The sequence below is a fragment of the Pseudomonas putida genome, assembly GCF_025905425.1.
Classification (GTDB): domain Bacteria; phylum Pseudomonadota; class Gammaproteobacteria; order Pseudomonadales; family Pseudomonadaceae; genus Aquipseudomonas; species Aquipseudomonas putida_AF.
Map to the genome: position 1 here is coordinate 3,363,100 of NZ_CP109603.1, position 24,481 is coordinate 3,387,580.

Annotated in this window: 22 protein-coding genes; 14 read left to right on the forward strand and 8 right to left on the reverse strand. The window is 63.1% G+C overall.

Annotation, left to right across the window (positions count from 1 at the left end):
* Positions 1 to 33: 33 nt before the first annotated feature.
* On the reverse strand, positions 34 to 927 hold the full coding sequence (gene fepB, locus OGV19_RS14960; protein ID WP_413470137.1) for a Fe2+-enterobactin ABC transporter substrate-binding protein: 894 nt from the start codon (positions 925 to 927) through the stop codon (positions 34 to 36).
* 111 nt (positions 928 to 1,038) lie between these two features.
* Here fepB and OGV19_RS14965 point away from each other — a divergent pair, with 111 nt between their 5' ends.
* Positions 1,039 to 1,836 (forward strand): ABC transporter ATP-binding protein, encoded by a 798-nt coding sequence (locus OGV19_RS14965; protein WP_264309488.1) that lies wholly within the window; start codon positions 1,039 to 1,041, stop codon positions 1,834 to 1,836.
* A 251-nt stretch (positions 1,837 to 2,087) separates the two neighbouring features.
* Here the strand turns inward: OGV19_RS14965 and OGV19_RS14970 are convergent, their stop codons facing one another.
* Positions 2,088 to 2,909 carry an IclR family transcriptional regulator gene (locus tag OGV19_RS14970; protein WP_264309489.1) on the reverse strand — a complete coding sequence of 274 codons (822 nt, stop codon included), beginning with the start codon at positions 2,907 to 2,909 and terminating at the stop codon, positions 2,088 to 2,090.
* 220 nt (positions 2,910 to 3,129) lie between these two features.
* Here OGV19_RS14970 and OGV19_RS14975 point away from each other — a divergent pair, with 220 nt between their 5' ends.
* On the forward strand, positions 3,130 to 5,214 hold the full coding sequence (locus OGV19_RS14975) for a TonB-dependent receptor (protein ID WP_264309490.1): 2,085 nt from the start codon (positions 3,130 to 3,132) through the stop codon (positions 5,212 to 5,214).
* Between the two features lie 70 nt (positions 5,215 to 5,284).
* Positions 5,285 to 6,592 carry an NtaA/DmoA family FMN-dependent monooxygenase gene (locus tag OGV19_RS14980; protein ID WP_264309491.1) on the forward strand — a complete coding sequence of 436 codons (1,308 nt, stop codon included), beginning with the start codon at positions 5,285 to 5,287 and terminating at the stop codon, positions 6,590 to 6,592.
* A 147-nt stretch (positions 6,593 to 6,739) separates the two neighbouring features.
* Here OGV19_RS14980 and sfnG read toward each other — a convergent pair whose 3' ends face one another.
* Positions 6,740 to 7,834, reverse strand: a complete 1,095-nt coding sequence (gene sfnG / locus OGV19_RS14985; RefSeq protein WP_264309492.1) for a dimethylsulfone monooxygenase SfnG — start codon at positions 7,832 to 7,834, stop codon at positions 6,740 to 6,742.
* A 254-nt stretch (positions 7,835 to 8,088) separates the two neighbouring features.
* Between sfnG and OGV19_RS14990 the strand changes: the two genes are divergently transcribed.
* A complete protein-coding gene (locus OGV19_RS14990) occupies positions 8,089 to 10,038 on the forward strand; it encodes an acetate--CoA ligase (protein ID WP_264313948.1) in 1,950 nt (649 codons plus the stop codon).
* Between the two features lie 79 nt (positions 10,039 to 10,117).
* Here the strand turns inward: OGV19_RS14990 and OGV19_RS14995 are convergent, their stop codons facing one another.
* The 3 genes from OGV19_RS14995 to fabG are packed head-to-tail and all read right to left on the reverse strand — an operon-like array spanning position 10,118 to position 13,804.
* The gene (locus tag OGV19_RS14995) at positions 10,118 to 11,428 is read right to left on the reverse strand and encodes an aspartate aminotransferase family protein (protein ID WP_264309493.1); all 1,311 of its coding nucleotides are present in this window, start codon (positions 11,426 to 11,428) and stop codon (positions 10,118 to 10,120) included.
* 11 nt (positions 11,429 to 11,439) lie between these two features.
* Positions 11,440 to 12,990 carry an APC family permease gene (locus OGV19_RS15000; RefSeq protein WP_264309494.1) on the reverse strand — a complete coding sequence of 517 codons (1,551 nt, stop codon included), beginning with the start codon at positions 12,988 to 12,990 and terminating at the stop codon, positions 11,440 to 11,442.
* Positions 12,991 to 13,030: 40 nt separating this feature from the next.
* On the reverse strand, positions 13,031 to 13,804 hold the full coding sequence (fabG, locus tag OGV19_RS15005; protein ID WP_264309495.1) for a 3-oxoacyl-ACP reductase FabG: 774 nt from the start codon (positions 13,802 to 13,804) through the stop codon (positions 13,031 to 13,033).
* A gap of 229 nt (positions 13,805 to 14,033) precedes the next feature.
* On the opposite strand from fabG, the gene OGV19_RS15010 reads away from it, so the two are divergent.
* Positions 14,034 to 15,044, forward strand: coding sequence for a phosphotransferase enzyme family protein (locus OGV19_RS15010; RefSeq protein WP_264309496.1), 1,011 nt, complete (start codon positions 14,034 to 14,036; stop codon positions 15,042 to 15,044).
* Between the two features lie 195 nt (positions 15,045 to 15,239).
* Positions 15,240 to 16,322 (forward strand): AraC-like transcriptional regulator QhpR, encoded by a 1,083-nt coding sequence (locus OGV19_RS15015; protein WP_264309497.1) that lies wholly within the window; start codon positions 15,240 to 15,242, stop codon positions 16,320 to 16,322.
* A gap of 27 nt (positions 16,323 to 16,349) precedes the next feature.
* Here the strand turns inward: OGV19_RS15015 and OGV19_RS15020 are convergent, their stop codons facing one another.
* Together OGV19_RS15020 and OGV19_RS15025 are read right to left on the reverse strand one after the other, a co-directional pair.
* Positions 16,350 to 16,637, reverse strand: coding sequence for a DUF3077 domain-containing protein (locus OGV19_RS15020; protein WP_264309498.1), 288 nt, complete (start codon positions 16,635 to 16,637; stop codon positions 16,350 to 16,352).
* Positions 16,638 to 16,817: 180 nt separating this feature from the next.
* Positions 16,818 to 17,075: a hypothetical protein gene (locus OGV19_RS15025; RefSeq protein ID WP_264309499.1), complete on the reverse strand. Its 258-nt coding sequence runs from the start codon at positions 17,073 to 17,075 to the stop codon at positions 16,818 to 16,820.
* Positions 17,076 to 17,492: 417 nt separating this feature from the next.
* Here OGV19_RS15025 and OGV19_RS15030 point away from each other — a divergent pair, with 417 nt between their 5' ends.
* The 8 genes from OGV19_RS15030 to tal all read left to right on the forward strand — a co-directional run bounded on the left by OGV19_RS15030 (position 17,493) and on the right by tal (position 24,318).
* Positions 17,493 to 17,840 carry a metalloregulator ArsR/SmtB family transcription factor gene (locus OGV19_RS15030; protein ID WP_264309500.1) on the forward strand — a complete coding sequence of 116 codons (348 nt, stop codon included), beginning with the start codon at positions 17,493 to 17,495 and terminating at the stop codon, positions 17,838 to 17,840.
* A 26-nt stretch (positions 17,841 to 17,866) separates the two neighbouring features.
* Positions 17,867 to 18,337 carry an arsenate reductase ArsC gene (locus tag OGV19_RS15035; protein WP_264309501.1) on the forward strand — a complete coding sequence of 157 codons (471 nt, stop codon included), beginning with the start codon at positions 17,867 to 17,869 and terminating at the stop codon, positions 18,335 to 18,337.
* Positions 18,338 to 18,531: 194 nt separating this feature from the next.
* The gene (gene arsH, locus OGV19_RS15040; RefSeq protein ID WP_264309502.1) at positions 18,532 to 19,233 is read left to right on the forward strand and encodes an arsenical resistance protein ArsH; all 702 of its coding nucleotides are present in this window, start codon (positions 18,532 to 18,534) and stop codon (positions 19,231 to 19,233) included.
* A 215-nt stretch (positions 19,234 to 19,448) separates the two neighbouring features.
* Positions 19,449 to 19,886 carry an acetyltransferase gene (locus tag OGV19_RS15045; protein ID WP_264309503.1) on the forward strand — a complete coding sequence of 146 codons (438 nt, stop codon included), beginning with the start codon at positions 19,449 to 19,451 and terminating at the stop codon, positions 19,884 to 19,886.
* Positions 19,887 to 20,304: 418 nt separating this feature from the next.
* Positions 20,305 to 20,946: an ankyrin repeat domain-containing protein gene (locus tag OGV19_RS15050; protein WP_264309504.1), complete on the forward strand. Its 642-nt coding sequence runs from the start codon at positions 20,305 to 20,307 to the stop codon at positions 20,944 to 20,946.
* 164 nt (positions 20,947 to 21,110) lie between these two features.
* Positions 21,111 to 21,872, forward strand: coding sequence for an SDR family NAD(P)-dependent oxidoreductase (locus tag OGV19_RS15055; protein WP_264309505.1), 762 nt, complete (start codon positions 21,111 to 21,113; stop codon positions 21,870 to 21,872).
* A gap of 275 nt (positions 21,873 to 22,147) precedes the next feature.
* Positions 22,148 to 23,158, forward strand: a complete 1,011-nt coding sequence (gene dusA, locus OGV19_RS15060; protein WP_264309506.1) for a tRNA dihydrouridine(20/20a) synthase DusA — start codon at positions 22,148 to 22,150, stop codon at positions 23,156 to 23,158.
* A gap of 233 nt (positions 23,159 to 23,391) precedes the next feature.
* Entirely contained in the window at positions 23,392 to 24,318 is a 927-nt protein-coding gene (gene tal, locus OGV19_RS15065; RefSeq protein ID WP_264309507.1) for a transaldolase, read from the forward strand.
* The last annotated feature ends 163 nt before the right edge of the window (positions 24,319 to 24,481 follow it).

Sequence of the window (24,481 nt, forward strand, 5' to 3'; positions counted from 1 at the left end):
CCCCTACGGGTTGGGTCGTCAGGTTATGCATGATCAGCGGAAGTAGCCGGCGACGGTATCGAGCATCTGCCGCCCGGAGTAGTAGTCGATGCGAAACGAGCTAGGCCCCAGCGGGTAAACCCGCTGATGCTGCACCGCCGGCAGGTTGGCCAACACCGGGTCGCTGCGAAACGCCTGGGCATCGCTGTCATCGGCACTCAGCAGGAACACGTCGGCATCGCCAATCGCGGCGGCGAGGTTCTCGCGGGAAATGAACTGGAACTCGGTGGAGCGGATCACCTGCCCGGCCATCGCCTCGGGCAGCTCGCGCACCTGGAAACCGAGCGCCGTGAGCAGCCGCGCCTGCGGGCTGATGGCACGCCCAATGGAATAACTGCCCCCGATGTTGTAGCCGACCAGCATCACTGGCCGCGGCGAAGGGTGCAGGCGCGCGGCGGTTTCACGGGTGTAGTCATCGAAACGCTGGATCACCTCCTGCGCTTGGCGTTGCAGCCCGGTTTGCGCGCCCAGCTCGGTGGCCAGCGCCTGCCAGGACTGATTGGAATAGTTCACGACCAGCGTGGCGATGCCCTGGGCGCGGAGCTCGGCCAGGTGTGGCGCGGCACTGTCGGCCCCGGTGGCGGATACCACCAGCAGGTCTGGCGCACTGGCCACCACCGCTTCGATGTCGAACTGCAGGTTGCGGTACAGCACCTGCACATCGCGCTGGTCCGCCACCGTCGCCCATTGCGAGAAGTAGCCCTTGCCATCGGTCAGGCGGCTGGGCGTGGCCGCCGCGCTGGCCACCAGCGGCGCATTCATCGCCAAAAGGATGCCGGTAACACTCGGCGTGGTGGACACAATGCGCGTGGGCGCGGCCGCCACCCAAGGGCCAAACAGCATCAGGGCAACTGCGGTCAGTGCTGCGCAAACACGTAAAGGCTTCATCGACTGGCTTCGCTCGAAGGGAATCAAGGTGCGCATGATAATACTTCTCATGCAGTTAATTCCATCATGTAGAATCCATTCCGCAAATTACAGCCTTGCCAAGGACCTTCGATGAGCTCTCGCCTGCATGCCCGTGCATTGACCCTGCGCCGCGACACCCGAACGCTGTCGCACGACCTGTCGCTGGAAATCGAGGATGGCGCCTTTACCGTCATCGTCGGCCCCAACGCATGCGGTAAATCGACCCTGCTGGCAGCACTGGCGCGGTTGCTGGCCCCCAGCTGCGGCCACGTATTGCTCGATGGCCAGGACATCCAGCAACGCCCCGCCAAAGACGTCGCCCGGCGCCTGGCCTTGCTGCCCCAGAGCGCCACGGCGCCCGATGGCATCAGTGTCGCCGAGCTGGTCGCACGCGGCCGCTACCCCCATCAGAGCCTGTGGCGGCAGTGGTCGAAGGCCGATGAATACGCCGTGCAGCAGGCGATGCGCGCGACGGGTATCGAAGCGCTTGCCGAACGCCCGCTACAGGCATTGTCGGGCGGCCAGCGCCAGCGTGTGTGGATTGCCATGGTGTTGGCCCAGGACACGCCGATCCTGCTGCTCGACGAGCCCACCACCTACCTGGACATCGCGCACCAGTTCGAGCTGCTGGAGCTGCTGCGCGAACTGAACCAACAAGGCCGCACCATCGTGGCCGTATTGCACGACCTCAACCAGGCCTGCCGCTACGCAAGCCACCTGGTAGCCATGCGCGACGGCGCGATCGTGGCACAGGGTGCGCCAAACGAAATCTTCACTGAAGCGCTGGTGCAGCGCGTGTTCGGGCTTTCGGCGTTGATCATCGAAGACCCGGTCAGCGGCACCCCGCTGCTAGTGCCGCGCGGGCGGAGTGAGCCTGCGTTGGCATAAGCGGTGCCTGTAGGAGTTCACTGGCATTGTGGGAGCAACCGTCTTGTTCGAATCTCTAAAGACGGCACGACCCTGTGGGAGCGGGCTTGCCCCGCGAACGCCGGCGAAGCCGGTGCCATGCACCGCGTAGCCCCTTTCGCGGGACAAGCCCGCTCCCACAATGCCCCATGTCAATGCCCCATGGCTTTAGAACATTGAGCAAGGCAGTTGCTCCTACACGCCCCCGCTAAATCAATAAATGATGGTGTGCTCTAAGCAGGCGGCAGCACCGGCGCCGGGGCGCCGAGCATGCGGCCACCGGTGGCCTGGTTGACCAGCCCGGCCTCATGGAACAGCGCCTGTCGGTCTTCAGGCGCGCGCAACTGCCCAAGGTCAGTGACCGTGGTCATCGCGCAGACGATTTCCTGCTGCGCATCGAACACCGGTGCGGCCTGCCCGGTCACGCTCGACAGCAAGTGGCTGGTCAGCTCGGCCCAGCAATGCTGACGAATCTGCTCCAGCACCTTGGCACTGGGTGGGGTGCCGCGAAAATGCGCCGGCTGCAACTTGCGCGCGGCATCGATCGTGGCCTTGGGCAGAAATGCCTGGAACACCAAGCCGCACGCCGTGTTGTCGATCGGCAGGATGTCGCCCAGGGCCAAGGGGTTGATCGAGAAATACGCACTGCGGTACCAGCGCACCAGGGTCGGGCCACGATCAGTCCAGATCGCCACCCCGCCGCTGGCCGCATGCCGTTGCGCCAGGGCCTTCATGTGCTGGGCGGCGATGTCCACCGCATCCACCCGTTTCAGGGCGCCAATGCCGATACTCAGGGCCGCCGGGCCGAGGTCGTACAGCGCGCTGGCCGGGTCCTGCCTGGCCAGCCCTTCTTTGACCAGACTCTGCAGATAGCGATGCGCCGTGGAACCACCGGTGCCGGTACGGCGGGCGACCTCGCCCAGGCTCAATTCACTCTCGGCATTGGCCAGCACATTCAGAAACCGCGCAGCAATCGACACCGACTGGATGGTGCCAGATCGCTTCTCGCCGGGGCTCTCCGGCTCCGCATCGGCAGGGGACTGCAAAGTGTTCAACGGGGCTATCTCCTCATTTCTGATTATCTGGCCAGACGGCGGCGCCGCGCCCGGCAAGCGCGGCTGCCCATCATACCGTCAGCGGCCCTTGGCAGGTGCGAATGCACGCGCAGGGTGACGCCACCATACCACTTCGAGGAATAGATTCTTTATTGCGGAACGAGATGGCACCGTGATACCTTCCATCGCAAACGAGGATCGTTCTCATTTGGAGGTTGTCTTGAAGTACCCCGCGCAACGCTCGATCAGCCATGGATTCGGTGTGCTGACCCTGTCTACCCTGCTCGCCGCCCCACCCGTCCTGGCCGAACAGACGCCAACCGCCGCAAACCCGCAGCTGGTACTGGCCCCGGTGCTGGTGAGTGGCGAGAAGGTCGAACGCGACCTCAAGAACACCGCCTCGTCGGTATCGGTGAAAAACGCCAACGAGATCGACACCCTCAAGACCGGCAGCGCCTCGGTGCACGAAGTGCTCAACGATGTGCCCAACGTGATCTACACCGACTCGGTCGGCGCGCCGATTATCCGGGGCCAGGACAGCCAGGGCCCGAACAACGGCGCCAACGTGTTCTGGGGCGGCACGGTACCGCGGGCCACCATCAACCTCGACGGGCACTACCTGAACTACAACGAGATGTACTTCGGCGCCCCGTCGGTATGGGATGTCGACAGCATCGAGGTCTACCGGGGCCCACAGACCACCAGCCAGGGCGCCAACGCCATTGCCGGGGCCATCGTGGTCAAGACCAAAGACCCGACCTTCAGCCCCGAAGCGGCCTACCAGGCGGAGCTCGGCAGCTACCACGCCCGGCGCAGCTCGCTGGCGGTCTCCGGGCCGCTGACCGACAACCTGGCCGGCCGCCTGGCCCTGGATTACTCCGCCCGCGACACCTTCATCGACTACACCAACCCGTCCTTTGCCAGCCACGGCACCGACCAGGACTTCCGCTCGCTGAACCTGCGCGGCAAATTGCTGTGGCTGCCCGAAGCGGTACCCGGCCTGGGCCTGAAGTACACCTTCGCCCACGGCGATTCCAACCGCCCCACCCAGGAAGCCGCCTCGTACCCGTTTCACAAGCTGAACCACACCGGCGCCACCATGCCCAGCTGGCATCAGCAGACCAACACGCACATCGTTGATGTCGACTACGAACTGGACAGCGGCATGAAGCTGTTCAACCAGACCCAATACTCGCTGTCCAACGTGCACCGCGTGCTAGGCGTGGCCAACAGCGGCGATGCCGATGTCCGCCAAAAGAACTTCTCCAACGAAACCCGCGTCACCTTCGGCGAGCAGCAAGACACCCTCAGCGGCATGGCCGGCCTGTACCTGGCTCGCACTGACTCTGATGAAATCCTGTACTACGGCGGCATCTCCGACTTCGACGACACCAAGCGCAACCTGGGCGTATTCGGCGAACTCAGCTACCGCCTGAGCGACCGCTGGACCCTGACCACGGCCTTGCGCTTCCAGCAAGACCAGGTCCAGCGCAAGGGCACCTCGCCTTTCGCCACCGATGGCCTGGACTACGACAAAACCTTCAACGCCTTCCTGCCCAAGGTATCGCTGGCCTACGCCCTGACCCCGCAATGGACCGTGGGCGGCATGGTCAGCCGCGGCTACAACCCTGGCGGCGTGTCGCTGAACATGAGCAGCAAGCGCTTCGAGCAGTTCGACGACGAACGCATGTGGAACTACGAGCTGTTCGCCCGCGCCAGCCTGCTGGACGACCGCCTGCACCTGAACGGCAACCTGTTCTACATGGACATGCAGGACGCGCAATACAACATCCCCGTGGTGCTGGCTTCGGGCCTGACCCAGTCCTACACCATCAACGCCGAAAAGGCCCACGCTTACGGGGTCGAGCTGTCGGCGGACTACCGGGTACTGGAAAACCTGACCCTCAAGGCCAGCGCCGGCGCCCTGCAAACCCGCATCGACGATATCGACGCCAACAGCCGCTACGCGCACAACGAGTTTGCCCGCTCGCCCGGCTACACCGTCAGCTTCGGCCCGAGCTGGGACATTACCGACCGCCTCAACTTCAACGCCCAAGTGCGCCACATCGATGGCTACTACTCGGATATCGCCAACACCAAAAGCTATGCAATCGACGGCTACACCGTGGCCGATGCTCGCATGAGCTACCGCTTCAACGACCAGGTCCAGGTGTACACCTACGTCAAGAACGTCTTCGACGAGCGCACCGCGACCTACATGCAGACCAACCGGGGCATCGGCGGGATCGAAGCCAGCATGACCGAGCCACGCACCCTTGGCGTCGGCGTCAAAGGCGCGTTCTAAGCCCCCCCCCCCCGCTGGCCGGCAGATACCGGCCAGCGTTTATGTACCAGCCACTGGAGAACCGACCCTGATGACGCATCAACAAGGCCTGCACATCGGCATGTCGCTGGCCCCGACCTGGCTCAGCGGCGAGGGCTGGCGGCGCCCGGACAGCCGCGTCGAAAGCCTGTTCGGCAGCGATTTCGCCCTCGACATCGCGCGCCGCTCGGAGGCCGCACACCTGGACTTCGTATTCCGCCCCGACGTCAGTTGCGTGGTGGCCGACGCGCTGGAAAGCGGCTCGGGCTTTACCAGCCTCGACCCCACCGTGCTGCTGGCCGCGCTCACCCGCGAGACCCGCCGCATCGGCCTGGTGTCAACGGTTTCGACCACGTTTTTCCCACCGTACCTGGTCGCTCGCCAACTGCAATCACTGAACTGGCTGAGCAACGGCCGCGTGGGCTGGAACATCGTCACCGCGCTGCAAGGCCACGAAAACTTCGGCCTGCCCGCCATGCCCAGTGCCGAAGAGCGCTACGCCCGTGCGGCGGAGTTTACCGAGGTGGTGCAGCGGCTATGGCGCAGCTTTCCCAATCAGGCGCTGTTGATCGACCGCGAGCACGGCCGCTATGCCGACCCGGCGCAGGTCCAGCCGATCGCTCACCACGGCGACTTCCTGCAGGTGCAGGGGCCGCTGAACATTCCGGAACAGGGCGCGCGCATTCCGCTGATCCAGGCGGGCGCATCCGACAGTGGCCGCGACTTTGCCGCCCGGGTCGCCGACATCGTCTTCGCCCCTACGCCCGACCAGGCCGCCGCCGCCGAGCTGCGCCGTGACCTTTCGCAACGCGCTGAGCGCCACGGCCGCAACGCAGCGGACGTCCGCCTGCTGCCGGGGCTCAGCCTGTTTCTGGCGCCTACCCGCAAGGAGGCGCGCGAACTGTTCATGGACACCCATGCGCGGGTCGACAAGGCGCGCAAATATGCCGCCATCGAGAAGATGATCGGCATCGACCTGGCGGCCTGGCCAAGCGACCGGCGCATCCACGCCACCGACCTGCCACCGCTGCAACTGCTGCCCGGTGCCAGCCGCACGCATGTGAGCTTGTTGCGGCGCTTGATCGAACGCGAATCGCTGCTGCCCAGCGAACTGCTGATGCGCCCGGAAGTGCTCTCGGCGGCGCACTGGCAGGTGATTGGCACGGTCGATGACGCCGTCGAGGAAATTGCCGACTGGGCCGAGGCGGGTGTGATGGATGGGTTTATTGCGGCACCGGGGGGATCGTTCGGCTCGGTGTACTGCTTCCTCGATGAAGTGGTGCCGAGGCTGGTGGAGCGTGGGCTGTTCCGCGCGCAGTACCAGGGCACGACCTTTGCCGAGCACCTTCAGCGCTATTAAACCGCCCCTCCCGAATAGGAGCAGCACATAACCTACTGATTTAGCCGAGCTGTGTGGGAGCGGGCTTGCCCCGCGAACACCGGCGAAGCCGGTGCCATGCACCGCGTGTTCGCATTCGCGGGGCAAGCCCGCTCCCACACAACAGCCTCAAGCCACCGCTTTTTCCACCCGGCGCCCGGCCTCAAGCTCACGTACCAACGGCAACACATGCTCGCCAAAGTACGCCACCTCCTCCTGGAAATGCAGGAACCCTGAGAGGATCAAATCCACCCCCACGGCCTTGAGCGCAACGATGCGCTCGGCAATCTGCTGCGGTGTGCCGATCAAGTTGGTCTTGAACCCATCGTTGTACTGCACCAGGTCCTCGAAGCTGGACTTGGCCCAGTTGCCCTCGCCTTCCGGGCTGGCCGCCCCGGCGTTCTTGACTTCATGCCCGAACGCCTTGACCGCCTCGGGGTTGGCTTTGTCGATGATCTCCTGCAACACCGCCCGCGCCTCTTCCTCGGTGTCACGGGCAATGATGAAGGCATTCACCCCCACCTTCACCGAATGGCCGTTGGCTGCTGCCTTGGCACGCAGATCATCGACCTGGGCCTTGATCCCCTCCACGCTGTTGCCATTGGTGAAGTACCAGTCCGACACCCGCGCCGCCATGTCGCGCGCCGCACGCGAACTGCCACCCTGGAAGATTTCCGGGTGCGGCTGCTGCAAGGGCTTGGGTTTGAGGGTGTAGTCCCGGAAGCGATAGAAGTCGCCGTTGAAGGTGAAGTTGTCCTGGGTCCAGATGCCCTTCAGCGCACGAATGAACTCCTCGGAACGGCGATAGCGCTCGTCATGGTCCAGCCACGGCTCGCCGATGGCGTGGAACTCGCCCTTGAACCAGCCCGACACCAGGTTGATGGCGATCCGGCCATTGGTGAACTGGTCGATGGTTGCCAACTGCTTGGCCGCCAGCGCCGGGTTCCACGGGCCTGGAAGGATGGCAGCGATGACCTTGAGCTTCTCGGTGGCGGCCAACAGTGCGTGGCTGATGGTGACCGACTCATGTTGGTTATCGGCGCCGTAGCCTGCGGTGAAACGGATTTGCGACAGGGCGTAATCAAAGCCCGATTTTTCGGCGATCTGCGCCAGTTTGCGGTTGTAGTCGATGTCCCAGCTGGTGCGTTGCTCGATGGTGCTCACCACCAGGCCACCGCTGACGTTGGGGACCCAGTAGGCGAACTTGATTGGGGCTTGGCTCATGGGGAGGCTCCTTGGCTGTCCTCGAAGGGTTGAAGGAGACAACGCAGCAACCGTGCCAAACGAAAATAGCCTTGAGCCTCAAGGGGATAGCCAACAACCCAGGCGGGCCGCAGTGAACCCTGGACAGCAGACTGTCGAAACGCTGTTGCAGGTGCAACAGCCAGCGTTCGGCGGTCAAGTAATTGTGCCCGGTGGTCAAGCGATTACCGGCAGCGACTGGGAGGATTGAAGCAGGCCCGAGGGCCATCAAAACAATAACAGCAACAAGGAGAACGCCGATGACTTCCTACCTGCAGGCTTACACCCGCGCCACCGAAGACCCCGAGGGATTCTGGGGTGAACAGGCTGCCGAGCTGGACTGGTTCCGCGCCCCCCGCCAGGTCTTCACCGACCACCCTGGCACAGGCGGCCGCTGGTTTGCCGACGGCCAGCTCAATACCTGCCACCTGGCGGTCGACCGGCACGTCGCCAACGGTGCCGGCGAGCGCTGCGCGATTATCTACGATTCACCGGCCAGCGGCGTGCAGGAGCGCATCAGCTATCGCCAGTTGCAGGACCGCGTGGCCCGTTGCGCCGGTATGCTGCGGGCATTGGGTGTAGCGCGCGGCGACCGGGTGATCATCTACATGCCGATGATCCCCCAGGCGGTGGTCGGCATGCTGGCCTGCGCCAGGCTCGGCGCCGTGCATTCGGTGGTATTTGGCGGTTTTTCCGCAGCCGAACTGGCCGTGCGCATCAACGACGCATGCCCCAAGGTGCTGCTCAGCGCCAGCTGTGGTATCGAGTACGACCGTGTGGTGCCCTACAAACCAATGCTGGACCAGGCCCTGCAACTGGCCGCCAAGCACACGCCACACGTGGTGATCGAACAACGCGAACAGGCCCGCGCCCTGCTGCGCGGCCCCCGCGAGCACGATTGGCAGGCACTGCTCGCCCAGGCCGAAGCCGTGCCAGCAGTCCCGGTCAATGCCACCGACCCGCTGTACATCCTGTACACCTCCGGCACCACCGGCAGGCCCAAAGGCATCGTGCGCGACCATGGCGGCCATGCCGTGGCACTCAACTACAGCATGCAAGCGCTGTACGACGCACACCCCGGCGAAGTGTTCTGGGCCGCGTCGGACATCGGCTGGGTCGTGGGGCACTCCTACATCGTCTACGCCCCACTCATTCGCGGGTGCACCACCTTGCTCTACGAGGGCAAGCCGGTGCGTACACCCGATGCCGGGGCCTTCTGGCGCGTGATCGCCGAACACCGGGTGAATGTGTTCTTCACCGCGCCCACCGCGTTCCGCGCCATCAAACGCGAAGACCCACAGGTGCGCCTGGCAGCCGGGCGCGACCTGTCCTGCCTCAAAGCGGTGTACGTCGCTGGCGAACGCCTCGATCCACCGACGTACGAGTGGCTGCATGGTTTTCTGCCGTGCCCGGTGGTCGACCACTGGTGGCAGACCGAAACCGGCTGGGCGATTGCCGGCAGCCCGCGCGGGCTTGACGACTTGCCGATGAAGCCTGGCTCGGCGAGCCTGCCCCTGCCCGGCTATCGCCTGGAAATACTCGATGATGAAGGCCAGCCATTGCCCCGCAACCAGCCTGGCAACATTGCCCTGCGCCTGCCATTGCCACCTGGCACGCTGACCACGCTGTGGGGCGACCCGCAGCGCTTTGCCGAAAGCTATCTGAGCGCCTTCCCCGGCTACTACTGCAGTGGCGACGGTGGCTACCTGGACGAAGACGGCTACCTGTTCGTCATGGGCCGCGTGGACGATGTGATCAACGTCGCCGGGCACCGCCTGTCCAGCGGCAGCCTCGAAGAAGCTTTGGGCGACCACCCGGCCATCGCCGAATGCGCCGTGGTGGCACTGGCAGAAGCGCTCAAGGGCGAAGTACCGGTCGGGTTCGTGGTGCTCAAGCAGGGGCTGCAGCCAGACCCGGCGCAACTTGAACGCGAACTGGTGGCGCGGGTACGCGATGCGGTCGGTGCCATCGCCTCACTGCGCCGGGTGTTCATCCTCAAGCGCCTGCCCAAGACCCGCTCCGGCAAGATCCTGCGCAAAACCCTGCGCAGCCTGGCGTCGAACCCCGAGGTGACAACACCTGCGACCATCGAAGACCCCACCGTACTCGATGAAGTGCGGGCCGTATTCGAGCAGGCCGGTTGCTATGACCCGGTGCAAGGGCGCAAGGCGGCAACCGGGCACTGAGCGCGCGTGGCCTGCAAATAGAAAACCCCGCCAGGGCAAGCGCTGGCGGGGTGGCTTATGTGCAACGTTCGCTAGCCCATCACAGCTGGCGCAACACGCGCTGCAGGGCAGCGAGAAACTGCTCGACGTTCTCGGCCGAGAAGCACAACTGTGGCCGGATCTTCAGCGCATTGTTCTGCGCCCCCGACACACCAATCAGCATGCCTTCATCACGCAACAAATTGGTGATGCGTCGCGTCGTCGGGCCATCGGCAATGCCCTGCCCGTCCACCACATCGACACCGATGAACAGCCCCGCCCCACGCACCTGCCCAAGGCAGGCATGCTCACGGGCGAGGCCTTCGAGGCCCTCCTTGAGCTGAGCCCCCACGCGCCGGGCATTCTCCTGCAGGCCCTCGTCCTCAATCACCTGCAGCACGGCGAGCCCCACTGCCGCCGACACCGGGTTGCCACCAAAGGTGTTGAAGTAGCTGGCGTTGCGGCCGAAACGTTCGAGGATCTGCGGGCGCACCGTCAGCCCCGCCAAGGGGTGGCCATTGCCCATCGGCTTGCCCAGGGTCACCAGGTCGGGTACCAGGCCATGGCGCTCGAAGCCCCACATGTGCGTGCCGGTGCGGCCGAACCCCGGCTGCACCTCGTCAGCGATGAACAGGCCGCCGGCAGCGCGCACCGCCTCCACCGCCTCACGCAGAAAGCCCGGCGGGTCGGCGAACACGCCATCGCTGGTGAACAGGGTATCGACCAGCAACGCTGCCGGGCGAATGCCATGGCGCTGCATGTCGGCCAGCGCGGCACGCACCTGGGCGGCGAACAATTGGCCTACCCGTTGCGGGTCTTCAGGCAGGTGCAAGGGTGCATCGACCACGCGGATATCACGGCCTAACGGTACGTAGTCACCCACCGAAGGCGACAGCTCGGCGATGGCCGACGTCATCCCGTGGTAGGCATAACGGGTGACGATAACCCCGGTTCCGCCGGTGTAGTCACGGGCAATGCGCAAGGCCAGGTCATTGGCCTCGCTGCCGGTGCAGGTGAACATCACGTTGCCCAGCGCTGCCGGCATGGTCGCCAGCAGTTTTTCGGCGTAGTCGAGCACCCCTTCGTGCAGGTAGCGGGTATGGGTGTTGAGCTCACCCGCCTGCCGGGCCAGGGCCTCGACCACCCGCGGGTGGCTGTGGCCGACCGAGGCGACGTTGTTGTACAGGTCCAGATAGGCGCGGCCTGCGCGGTCGTAGAGCCAGGTGCCAGCACCTCGCACCAGGTGCAGCGGGTTGTCGTAGAACAGCTGGTAAGCCGGGCCGAGCAGGCGCTGGCGGCGCTCGATCAGGCTACGCTCGGCGGCGTTCAGGGCCTCGGCCTGTTCAGGCTGGAAGGCATTCACTTTCAACATGGTCGGTCTCCTCAGGTGTCCTGGCGCGCGTCGTCCATGACGATGCTGCCGATAATGTGGTACTTGCGGCGGTCGAAATAGCGGAAGTACAGGGCAATCGAACCCCCCAGCGCGAAGCTTGCCGCGACGATCCATGGGATCAGCCGGAACAGCAGCGATTCGGCCGCGCTGCCTGCGGCAAAACTGAGGTTGGCGAACAGCAGGTAAACCACGTAGAGCATGCCGATGCCGCCCAGCAGGGGCGCGAGGAAGGTCTTGAACCAGTGCGCCTGGGCACGCCGTTGAGTGCCCACATGGAAGTAGCAGACCACGGCAAAGGCGCACAGCGCCTGCACGATGAGAATGCCCATGGTGCCCAGGATCGCCAGCAGCGCGTAGAGGTCGGCGTACGGGTCCTTGCCGGTAAACAGAAACGCCAGGACGATCGCCGTGGCGATCAGGCTTTGCACGGTCGAAGCCACGTGCGGCGAACCATGGCGCTCATGGGTGCGGCCCACGGTGCGGCCAAGGAACACGAACAGGTTTTCCCGGCCCAGGGCATAGATGTAGCGTGCCGCGCAATTATGGAAGGCCATGCCACAGGCGAACGAGCCCGTCACCACCAGCAGCTTGAACAGGCTCACCGCCCACTCGCCCAAGTAGAGGCGGGTGGGCCCGTAGAACACCTCGGCGGCAGTGGCAGGGTCTTGCGCCAGGCGAATGGCCTCGGCAGGCCCGGAGCCGGCGATGGCCATCCACGACACGAACACATAGAACACCCCGATGCCGATCACCGCGATCAGTGTCGCCAACGGGATGATCTTTTTCGGGTTGCGCGACTCCTCGCCATACATCGCCGAGGACTCGAAGCCGACCCAGGACCAGAACGCGAAGAACAGGCCTATGCCGGCATTCGCGCCAATCACCCCTTCGGCAGGTTTGAACGCATTCAGCGGGTTGATCGACGCCGTCGCCATGCCCTGCGGGCCACCGCCATGCAGCAGCACGGCAAAGGCCATCAGCCCCAGCATCAGGATCTCCAGCACCAGGCACAGCCCGAGCACCTTGGCGGCCAGGGAAATATCAAAGTAGCTGAGCACGCCATTGGCCAGCAGCATGGCCAGGGCGAACACGATCCAGGGCACGTGCACGCCGAAGACGCTGGCCAGCAGGTCTTCGCAAAAGAAGGCGAAGATGCCCACCAGCGCCGCTTCGAAGACGATGTAGGTGAGCGTGACCGCAATCCCCGAGGCCATCCCCACTACCCGCCCGAGCCCATGGGAAATGAACCCGTAGAAAGCGCCGGTGGCCGTGATGTACTTGGCCATCTGCGCATAACCGATGGCAAACAGCGCCAGGATGATCGTCGCCACCAGGTAGCCTGCGGGGGCGTACTGGCCATTGCCGCTACCAATGGCGATCGGCACGTTGCCCAGCATCGCGGTGATCGGCGCTGCCGTGGCCACCGTCATGAACAGCACGCCCATCAGGCCCACCGCGTTCTTGCGCAGGCGCTGCACCTCGTGGGGCTGCGCCTGGCCGGCCTGCGTGAGTTTCAGCTCAGCACTGTAGGTCTCGCTCATCAGGATGCACTCCGTTCTTATAGGGTTATGGTGCAAGGCGTCAGGCGAGTGCCTGCAGCGACTCGGGCAAGATCTGCCCGCCGTCGACGATCAGGCTCTGCCCGGTGATGTAGCCGGCCTCTTTCGAGGCGAAAAACAGCGCGGCATTGGCAATGTCCTCGACCTTGCCGAGGCATTTGAGTGGAATGGACGCGGCCATGCTGGCCTGGTAAGCCTCGCCCATGCCCTGCAGGCCTTCGGTGAGGATGTTGCCGGGTAGCACGGCATTGATGGTGATGCCATCGCGCGCCAGCTCGATGGCCGCGGTACGCATGAAGCCCAGTTGCGCCGCCTTGCTCGCGCCGTAGTGCGCCCAGCCGGGGAAGCCGGTGACTGGCCCCGTGATCGAAGACGTGAGCACCACCCGGCCATACGCCGCCCGGCGCAGGTGCGGCAGCGCTGCCTGCACGCAAAGGAAGGTGCCTTTGGCGTTGGTGTCGAGCACCAGGTCCCAGTCGGCGTCGGTCATCTGCTCCAGCGGCGCCGACGGGAACACCCCCGCGTTGGCGCACAGTACGTCGAGCCCACCTTGGGCCTGCACCACCTGCTCGACCAATTGGCGCACCTGCTCGCGCTGCGCCACATCGGCGACCAGCCCGGTCACTGCCAGGCCCTGGTCGCGCAGGCGGCTGGCCACAGCCTCGACCTTGTCCCGCTGGCGCCCGCTGATGGCCACTTTGGCGCCCTGGCGGGCAAAGCCGACGGCGATGCCCAGGCCGATGCCGCTGGTGCCGCCGGTGACCAATACGCTTTTGCCTTGTAGTGAAGTCAGCATGTTCAAGCCCTCGATCCAATGACCTAGCCGGTGATGTGGACCGATGGTGGGCCGACCTGCGGTGGCCGACTTGACCGCAGGGCACAAGTTGCGGGCCGCAGAATCAAATTCTCGATCTGGCCCAGGCGCCTTGTGGCGAGCGGTCAAGATTTCGCGGTTTGCGGTCAAGCCAGTGGCGCGGGGCTCGACTCATGCTGGCAGCCAGACCCCTGCCAACGGAGCGTGCCTGATGACCACTGATATCTCCTCCCACACCAGCCCTGCCGTGCTCGACCGCTTTGCCCTGCATGCGCTGTCGGCTTACGCCGAGGCCTACCAGGGCCAGATCGCACTACTGGTGCACTCGGAAAACGCCACCTATCAGGTCCAGGGGCAGCGGCAACGTTTTGTCATGCGGGTGCACCGCGCCGGCTACCACCAGCAGGCCGACATCGCCAGCGAACTGGCCTGGCTCGCGGCACTGCAAAGCGCTGGCCTGGAAGTGCCTGTGCCCATTACCGGGCTCGATGGCGAAGCGATCCAGGTTGTCGAACTGCCCGGCCACGGCCGCCGGTTTGTCGTGCTGTTCCACTGGATCGACGGGGGCGAGCCCGACCAGCAACAGCTCAATGCCTCCTTTCGCCGGCTGGGTGCGATCAACGCCCACCTGCACCGCCATGCCCGCACCTGGCAACGCCCGGGCAACTTCCAGCGGCTGACGTGGAACCATCAGACCATGCTGGGTGAACAGGGCCATTGGGGCAGTTGGCGTGCGGCGCCCTACCTGGATGCACGCGGCAGTGCATTGATCAGCGAAGCCGTGGGCGTGATTGGTGAGCGCCTGTGCGGGTATGGCGAGGACCCGTCGCGTTTTGGCCTGATCCACGCCGACCTGCGCCTGACCAACCTGTTGGTGCAAGGGGATCGCACACGCATCATCGACTTCGACGACTGCGGCATGGGCTGGTACCTGCATGACCTGGCGGCGGCCCTGAGCTTTTTCGAACACCACCGCGACCTGGCGCACTGGATAGACAACTGGCTGGAGGGTTACAGCACCGTGGCCAGCCTGGATGCCCACGACATCGCCCTGCTGCCGACGTTGATCATGCAACGGCGCCTGCAACTGCTGGCATGGACCGGCACCCACCGCGGCACACCGCAGGTCGAGTGCCTGGGCCCGGTGTGGGTCGAACAGACGGTCGAGCTGTGCCAGCGCTATTTGCAGGAGCGCCCGGTGGGCGCACTCGCACGGGCATGAACGAAACGGTTTTGTAACCAAAGGCTACGCACCATGCGGGTGCGTAGCCCACGCCAGGCGTGGCCCAGCCCAGCGCGCAAAGACCTGCCCTTGAGCGGCCACATGGCGTCATTACAGCGTTTCGCGCGGCGTGGAATGAAAATTGCTCCCACAGTTACCCAGCAGCAGCCGGTAAACGATCGAGGAGGATTCTACGTGCACGTTGTCCATCCAGGTCAGCTCCCCCACGCGGGGGCCCTGCCCGGCAACTCGATAGGTATTCTGGCCTCGGCGGCGACCGGCCTGGTCAGCTTCATCGGCCAGCAAGGTGGTGACGCCGAGCGCATCCTCGGGCGCGCCGGCATCGACTCCGAGCGCCTTGAGCACCCAACCCTGAGCCTGGACCTGAACCAGTATTGCCAAGTGTTCGAAGAGGCCGCCCGGCAAACCGGCAACGACAACTTCGGCCTGCGTTTCGGCCAACAGTTCAGGCCCGACGCGCTGGGTTTGCTCGGCTACGTGGGCATGTGCTCGGCCACCCTGGGCGATGCCCTGCGCAATGTGGTCAGCACCTTCCCGGTGCATCAGCAAAGCAGCCTGTTGAGCATGGAAGCCATGGGCGAATTCTACCGCCTCGACTACCAGGTGCAGTACGGCGCCATCCTGCGCAAACGCCAGGATGCCGAGCTGTCGCTGGGTATGTTCTTCAACCTGATGCGCCACGCGCTAGGCCAGAACTGGGCGCCGGAAAAGGTGCTGTTCGAGCACCCGCAACCCGAGGCTTGGCACGAGCACTGCAAAGTGTTCGACGCCCCGGTGCTGTTTGGCCAGCCGCGCAATTCGCTGGTGTTCCGCCGCAGCGTGCTCGACCGGCCGATGCCCGGCCGCGACCCACGGCTGCTGGCCATCGTCATCGAAAGCATGCGCATGCTCGGCGGCCAGGCCGGCACGCCCAACCGGCCGGGCATTGTCGATGACGTCAAGACGCAAGTCAGGGCCATGCTCGGCGACGGCTACCCGAGCCTGGAGCAAGTCGCCGAGCAGTTGCGCCTGCCCAGTTGGACGGTGCAACGCCGCCTGCAGGAGCAAGGCTTAAGTTTTTCGACCCTGATCGACACCGTGCGCCAAGAGCTGGCGACCTACTACCTGCAACAGTCCGCGCTGCCAATCTCCGAGCTGGCCTTGCTGCTTGGGTATTCGGAGATCAGCGCGTTTTCGCGCGCGTTCCGCCGCTGGTTCGATGTCAGCCCCAAGCAGTGGCGCCAGGCGCATAAGGGGCAGGCGGTGACGGCGCAGTAGAAACTGCTACCGACTGAGGCTGACGCATCAGCGGTGCTTGCGCATGCCCATGTGCGCATCGTCCATCAGCGCCTTGGCCATTTCGCAAAGAAAGTGCGAGGCCCAGACCAGCACAGGTTCGTCGTCCATCACGCCGATGAACGAGGCTCGCCTTGAGCAGTCCATCAGCACCGACGCCTGCTCGATGGCATGGTCGCAGCAGTTGCCGGGTTCTACGCGAAACAGGCGCTTGCCCTGTATCACGCCGTCCAGGCACGACGCGGAGCCTATAGTCAAACCCAGCGTGCCGGTGCCTTCTGGTAGTGCCTTGTCCATTTCAAATCCCCCTGGCGCGGCCGCGCCCCTGTGAGTGCAACTGTCTAGCTCAATTTTCTAAAGCCGGAACGATCCCTGTGGGAGCAACTGTCTTGTTCGAATCTCTAAAGACGGCACGATCCCGGTGGGAGCGGGCTTGCCCCGCGAAGGGCTGCACAGCAGCCCCGGCATACGCTGAAGTCAATGCAAGGTATGCATCTGCGGCCTGTCCGTGAGCTGCACCTGCGCAACCGCCGATTCCAGCAAGGTGCGCACAGCTTCCATTTCGTGCATGACGGCCAGGGTCATGATCGAGGCAGGCGACTTGGGGAGCGTGGAGACGGCGTGGTGAGCGACGGCCAAGGCGCAGAGTACGTACTCCGTGGCCTGGATCAGGGTGTCTTCGAGGTAATGAGGGGAATCGGGGGAGCAAGGTGGATCGGGGACGATCTTGAGCATGACAACCTCCAGACAAAATCTAAGTCGGACCGTCGCCAAATCACTTGCAGATGAATAGGTGGCGGCTACGTGCGGGCCTGCAAGACCGGACTTGGAGGTCAATTGCCCGGCTGGCCAAAAGGCCACCCGCACGCAGCCACCATTGAACAAAGCCAATAGCAAACTGAGACCGATCCAAGCTACGGGCTTGCAGACCCGGTCGTTGAATTTGCAACGACCCAGCGAGACTAGGGGGCTCAGCTTTCCATCGCAATGACGCAATGGCCTGCAAAGAGTTATTCAGAAACGCCCTACAAGGAAGAGCCAAAATCTGATCATTTCCGCTAGCTCTGTATCAATTTCGTGCCGCATTTTCCCGCTTGCCAAATACATATGGAAATCCGTATATTCGATTATCCATATGTAAAGAGCACCTCCATGATCACCCCACCCGAGGTCTTCAAGAACCTGGCCGACGAGACCCGCGCTCGCGCCACCCTGCTCATCGCCAACCTGGGCGAGCTCTGCGTCTGCGAGCTGATGTGCGCCCTCGACGACAGCCAGCCGAAAATCAGCCGCCACCTCGCCCAACTGCGAAGCAGCGGCCTGCTGCTGGATCGCCGCCAGGGCCAGTGGGTGTATTACCGCCTCAACCCGGACCTGCCCACATGGGTGCACGACATGCTGCAGGTGACGCTGCAAGCCAATGCCATATGGCTGCAAGAGAACACATCACGCCTGCAGCACATGGCCGACCGCCCCGTCCGCGCAGCCGCCTGCTGCTGAAGCCGCCAACCCGCGAGAGAGCATCCATGCAAGTCCTGTTCATGTGCACCGCCAACAGCTGCCGCAGCATCCTCAGCGAAGCGCTGTTCAATCACCTGGCACCACCCGGCTTCAAAGCCGTCAGTGCCGGCAGTTTTCCCAAAGGCCAGGTGCTGCCGCGCAGCCTCACCACCCTGCAGCAGGCCGGCATTTCCACTGAAGGCCTTAGCAGCAAAGGTAACGATGCCTTCGCCGCCAACCCGCCAGACATCGTCATCACCGTCTGCGACAAGGCCGCCGGCGAAACCTGCCCCGTGTACTTCGGCCCAGCGCTGAAAGCCCACTGGGGCCTGCAAGACCCTTCCGAAGCGGAGGGTGACGAGGCCGCAATCGACGCGGCGTTCAAGGCCACGCTGGCAATCATCGAGCGACGTTGCAAAGCCCTCTTCGCCCTCCCCTTCAGTACCCTCGGCCGCGACGAACTCCAGCGCGAGTTGGACCGCATCGGAACGCTCTAGGGTTTGTACGAAAAGTAGGGTCATCCATCGTTGTGGGAGCGGGCTTGCCCCGCGATCTGCCGCAACGCGGCAGCAAAGCCTGAATTCGCAGCGTCTTTGACACTATTTGATATCGGGTACAGGAGCGCTTCGCACTCCATCGCGGGGCAAGCCCGCTCCCACAAAACTTCTCGTACGGAGCCTAAGGAGGCCCCATGTCAGAACAACTGCCCAACCTCGACCTGTCCCTGTTCGACGCAGCCCCGGCCGCACCCCGTGCCAGCGAGCACAAACCGCGCATCCTGCTGCTGTACGGGTCGACCCGCGAACGCTCCTTTAGCCGCTTGCTGACCGAAGAGGCTGCCCGCCTCCTGCAGCACTTTGGTGCAGAGACGCGCATCTTCGACCCCTCCGGCCTGCCGTTGCCTGACGACGTGCCGGTAGAGCACCCCAAAGTGCAAGAACTGCGTGACCTGGTGCTGTGGTCCGAAGGCCAGGTCTGGTGCTCGCCCGAACGCCATGGCGCCCTGTCGGCCGTGTTCAAGGCGCAGATCGACTGGATCCCCCTGGCCCTCGGCGCCGTACGCCCCACCCAAGGCAAGACCCTGGCCGTGATGCAAGTGTGCGGGGGTTCGCAGTCGTTCAACGTGGTCAACCAACTGCGGGTGCTGGGCCGCTGGATGCGCATGTTCACCATCCCCAACCAGTCCTCGGTGCCCAAAGCGTACCTGGAGTTCGACGATGCCGGCCGCATGAAGCCATCGCCCTACTACGACCGGGTTGTCGATGTGATGGAAGAGCTGGTGAAGTTCACCCTGTTGCTGCGCGACCACACCGAGTTTTTGGTGGACCGCTATTCCGAGCGCAAAGAAAGCGCCGAGCAGCTTACGGCGCGGGTCAACCAGCGTTCGATCTGAATCGATTGCAGGGGACAGCGCATTTTCGAGCCCGTCCCCCTGACCTTGACGCACCCTGCGGCGATGAGTACTTTTTCAGCCCCTTCCTTTTCGGCCCCCTCTGCTGTGCACCGCCCAGGCGTTAATTCGCGAAGCGGGCATTCAAGATGCCGACACTTATACGGTCGCCCAATGGCGTGCCGCTACTTCGTTATCAAGTGAACAAGGTTGATTACATGATCATTCGTCAGGCTAACGCCGCAGACCACCCGCTGCTGCTCGACATTTGGCTGCGTGCCGTTCGCGCCACTCACCATTTTTTGCAGGCATCCGACATAGACGCGCTGCTGCCGCAGTTGCGCGACGTTTACCTACACGCTGTCGAGTTGTGGGTTGCGGTCGATGCTGAAGATTGCCCGTTAGGCTTCATGGGGCTGAATCAGGAGCATGTGGAAATGCTCTTTATCGATCCCGACCTGCACGGGCGTGGGATTGGCCGTGCGCTGCTGGATTACGCACGGGGTTCACGGAGCACGCTGAGTGTGGATGTGAACGAGCAGAACCCTGAGGCGGTGGGGTTTTATCTGCATTACGGGTTTGTGCAAACGGGGCGTTCTGAGGTGGATGGCGAGGGGCGGCCGTTTCCGTTGTTGCATATGAGTTTGCCTGCATAAGCCGTTAGATGAGTCGTTCCTGAGCTACGCCCAGGGACGATTTCCATTTAGTGTGGCGGAATCAAGAACTAACTCAGCCCCGTACTAAAGCCGCGTTAAGCGCGATCTGAGGCTAGTCTCAAGGTTTTGGTACCCATTGCGTATCAATTCATTTTCTTTCTTACCTAACCATCCGACACTTACAGATTACCTCGTTGGTGCTGCCAGCCGCCCGCGCTTAGTGATACGCCTTCATCACGCACATGCGGTGATTCGGGAGCACTAGCAGAGGGCTGGGGTTCTGGATTTGAATGTGCGGTGATAGCATCTGGCTACCTATTTCAACGCCGAGTGCATGATGGCAAGTGTTTTCGTTATACGAATCCCTGGGTGGAGAACGTTCGTTTTCACTGTTCCAGAAAACTGGAATTCTTACCATTTGAACCATTGGTTTCGCCGAACCATTCGTTCTCGGCTGTTTCAAGAAATCGAACTTGGCAATGACCAAGCCGCATTGCAATTGGCGCGGCCGTGGAGGTTGCGTTATCTGCGTGGCGAATGGGGAGAAACCGCTCTCAGTTGTGCCATCGGCTACAAGCAATCCGCCTTGGCTGTGGAGCTAGTGCGACGTGGCGGCATGTATGCCGAGGATGACACGCTGGCGCAAGCGGCGATGAACGGTGACCTGATGGTGGTCGACGCGCTGTTATCGGCTGGGAAGCATCCGGACGAGACCATCAAGGACCCGCTTTTTCTTGGGCTGACGCCCTTGATGTGGGCGACCAACAGACGTCACCCACAGATCATGGAGCGCCTGTTGCAGGCCGGTGCCGATATTCACGCTGTCGACCGTCAAGGGTGTACGGTGGCAGGCCATGTGACCAATCTTGGTGGTACTTCTCTGGAGGCACTGAAAGTGTTGCTGCACCACAAACCCGAAATCCTATGGACCGAGATGTGGAGCGGAATCGATGTCCTGAATGCCGTACGACGTTATCGGGACAGCCGGGACCCTGATGCGCTGCAATTCATGACGCGCAAGTTTCCGGAGCTGGATATGGATGAGTACCTGGAGAATTAAGGCGCAGGATTATACTTAGCGGGCTGCATGCTGTCGCATTGCCTAGACGCAATGACTACCACCCGCTATGTGTCGGATCCGACCTTCCCTCTGTTTTCAACGCAGCATGATCGTCACGCAGGCACTTCTCGTACAAAGCCTAGCAACCCACTCGAGATTTCAGTATGAAACCCAACCCGACAATCGATAACGCACTACGCGTTGCGTTGGTTACAGGATCCACTTCCGGTATCGGCGCCGCCATTGCACGTGCATTAAGCCGGGCAGGCTATGCCGTGATCCTTCATTCGCGAAGTTCTGCAAATACGGGGCGCGCTATGGCTGCCGAAATGGAGCAAGCTATTTACGTGCAAGCTGATCTTGCTTTGGAAGCTGACAGGGTCAGACTGATTGAAGAAGCGATCGCCGCGTGGGGCCAACTCGACGTATTAGTCAATAACGCCGGCATCAGCAGAGTCATTCCGCACAGCGACCTAGCCTCTGCCACTTCGGATGTGTGGCACGAGCTCAACGAGATTAATGTCGTGGCGCCGTTCCACCTGGTCGCATTGGCCGAGTCGGCATTACGCGATGCCGCCCGTTACCGTCGAGCAGGTAGCGTCGTAAACATCAGCTCGCATGCCGGTGTCCGTCCCAAGGGCGCATCCATTCCCTACGCGGTGAGCAAAGCTGCTCTCAATCACATGACCCGCTTGCTTGCGGTGTCGCTCGGGCCGGACATTCGCGTAAATGCTGTGGCGCCTGGCTTGGTCGACACACCCCTGACCGCAGAGTGGACAGAGGCTCAAGCGTTGTGGCGCGTTCGCGCACCTATGTGCAGGGCCGCTAGCCCAGACGACATCGCAAACGCTGTTGCAATGTTGGTTGATTCTGACTACTTAACTGGCGAGATACTCCTGTCAGACGGCGGATTGAATCTGACTTAGGTTTAGCGCGTTCCCAAGCCAGTCTCTCATCGCTTCGCCCTGGCCTGGGCCGACTGCTTACGGGCGAATGTCTAGGCTTCTTGATAGACTAGGGCACCCTTTTTCTTAAGGCGGATGTGGACGGTATACCTAGCCGCTCCATCGGCCTTTCGTTGCTCTAGACCGTTGCCATGGTTTTCGGTGGTACAAGCGTTTTTGATGTTGGTACACCGTACCGCTGTCACACCAGAAATGCTCAAAACGCCCAAGAGCGGCACAAATATGCGTAGACCAGAATGCCCCTAGAATCAGCCTCAAAGCCACAAACCACGCGCCCTGAACCGTCACGCTGCTTCAGCGTTGCACCCATGATGGACTGGACAGACCGCCACTGCCGCTTCTTCCTGCGCCTGCTCTCCAAACACACCCTGCTCTACACCGAAATGGTCACCACCGGCGCCCTGCTGCACAACGACGCCCACCGTTTCCTGCGCCACGACGTGTCCGAGCACCCGCTGGCCCTGCAACTGGGCGGCAGTGTGCCGGCCGACCTGGCCGCCTGCGCGCGCCTGGCCGAGGACGCGGGCTACGACGAGGTCAACCTCAACGTCGGCTGCCCGAGCGACCGGGTGCAGAACAACATGATCGGCGCCTGCCTGATGGCTCACCCGGCGCTGGTGGCTGATTGCGTGAAGGCCATGCGCGATGCGGTTTCAACACCGGTGACGGTCAAGCACCGTATCGGCATCAATGGCCGTGACAGCTATGCCGAGCTGTGCGACTTCGTCGGCCAGGTGCGCGAGGCCGGGTGCCGGAGTTTTACCGTGCATGCGCGGATTGCGATTCTTGAAGGGCTGTCGCCCAAGGAGAACCGTGAAGTTCCACCTTTGCGCTACGACGTGGCGGCGCAGCTGAAAGCGGACTTCCCGGACCTGGAGATCGTGCTCAACGGGGGGATCAAGACCTTGGCGGAATGCCACGCGCACCTTGAGACGTTCGATGGGGTGATGCTGGGGCGTGAGGCGTATCACAACCCTTACCTGCTGGCCGACGTGGACCAGCAGTTGTTCGGCAGCCAGGCGGCGGTGGTCAGCCGCAGCGAAGCGCTGGCGTTGTTGCGGCCTTATATCGTGGCGCACATCGAAAGCGGCGGAGCCATGCATCACGTCACCCGGCATATTCTGGGGCTGGCCCAGGGTTTCAAGGGGGCGCGGCGCTTCCGGCAGTTGTTGTCGGCGGATATTCACAAGGCGCCGGAACCGTTGGTGGTGTTCGACCAGGCCGCGGAGTTGATGCAGGGGCATTGAGTGTTGCAGCAGCCTTGGGAACCTTGGGGGTGTTGGTGAATCGAATCATCACCGTTCGTAGATCCCCAAGGCGTTTTACCCCGTGCCGGGCTGAAACCTTGGGGCGGCTACGCAGCCCTTTTCGCGACGCAAGGCCGCGCCCACACGCGGTTTGCCCACGCGGCTTCGACGGGCCTTGAGCGGCCGCCGGGGCTCGGGTAATGTCGAGTCATTGCACAGGACAGAGCACGCCCATGACCTCCAAGCTGGAACAACTCAAGCAGTTCACCACCGTGGTCGCCGACACCGGGGACCTGGACGCCATCACCCGCCTGAAACCGGTCGATGCCACCACCAACCCGTCGCTGCTGCTCAAGGCCGCCGCCATCTCCGGCTATGCCGACCTGCTCAAGCAGGTAAAAAGCGATGCCAAGGGCGATGTGGACCTTGCCTGCGACAAGTTCGCAGTCGCGGTTGGCTCGGGCATTCTCAAGGTCATCCCTGGCCGTATCTCCACCGAAGTGGATGCGCGCCTGTCGTTCGATGAGCCGGCACTGCTGGCCAAGGCGCGCAAGCTGATCGAGCTGTACGAGGCCGCCGGCGTCGGCAAAGACCGCGTGCTGATCAAGCTCGCCTCGACCTGGGAAGGCATCCGCGCCGCCGAGAAGCTGGAGAAGGAAGGCATCCAGACCAACCTGACCTTGCTGTTCTCCTTCGCCCAGGCCCAAGCCTGCGCCGATGCAGGGGTGTTCCTAATCTCCCCGTTCGTGGGCCGTATCTACGACTGGTACAAGAAGAGCACCGGCAAAGAGTACGTGGGCGCAGAAGACCCGGGCGTGCAGTCGGTCACGCGGATCTACGACTATTACAAGGCCAATGGCTACAAGACCGTGGTCATGGGTGCCAGCTTCCGTAACATCGGCCAGATCGAGCAACTGGCTGGCTGCGACCGCCTGACCATCAGCCCCGAGCTGCTGCAGCAGTTGAGCGATGACCAAGGTGAGCTGCCGCGTGTGCTCACGCCAGGCAACGCGGGTGAGGCCAAGCAGGTATTGAGCGAGAGCCAGTTCCGCTGGGCGATGAACGAAGATGCCATGGGTACCGAGAAGCTGGCCGAGGGTATTCGCCAGTTCGCGCGGGATCAGGAGAAGCTGGAGAAGTTGATGGCTGAAAAGGCCTGATACATTTTAGGTTTGCCTGACGGGCGGGAAATGTTCAGCATTTTCCGCCCGTTTTTGGTTTGGCGCTCAGTTGCGCCGGGCTTTAGAGGTATTTTGAATTCGATGGCCTATTCGCGGGCAAGCCCGCTCCCACGGATGCGTGAATGGGCTGTCTAGCCACCAG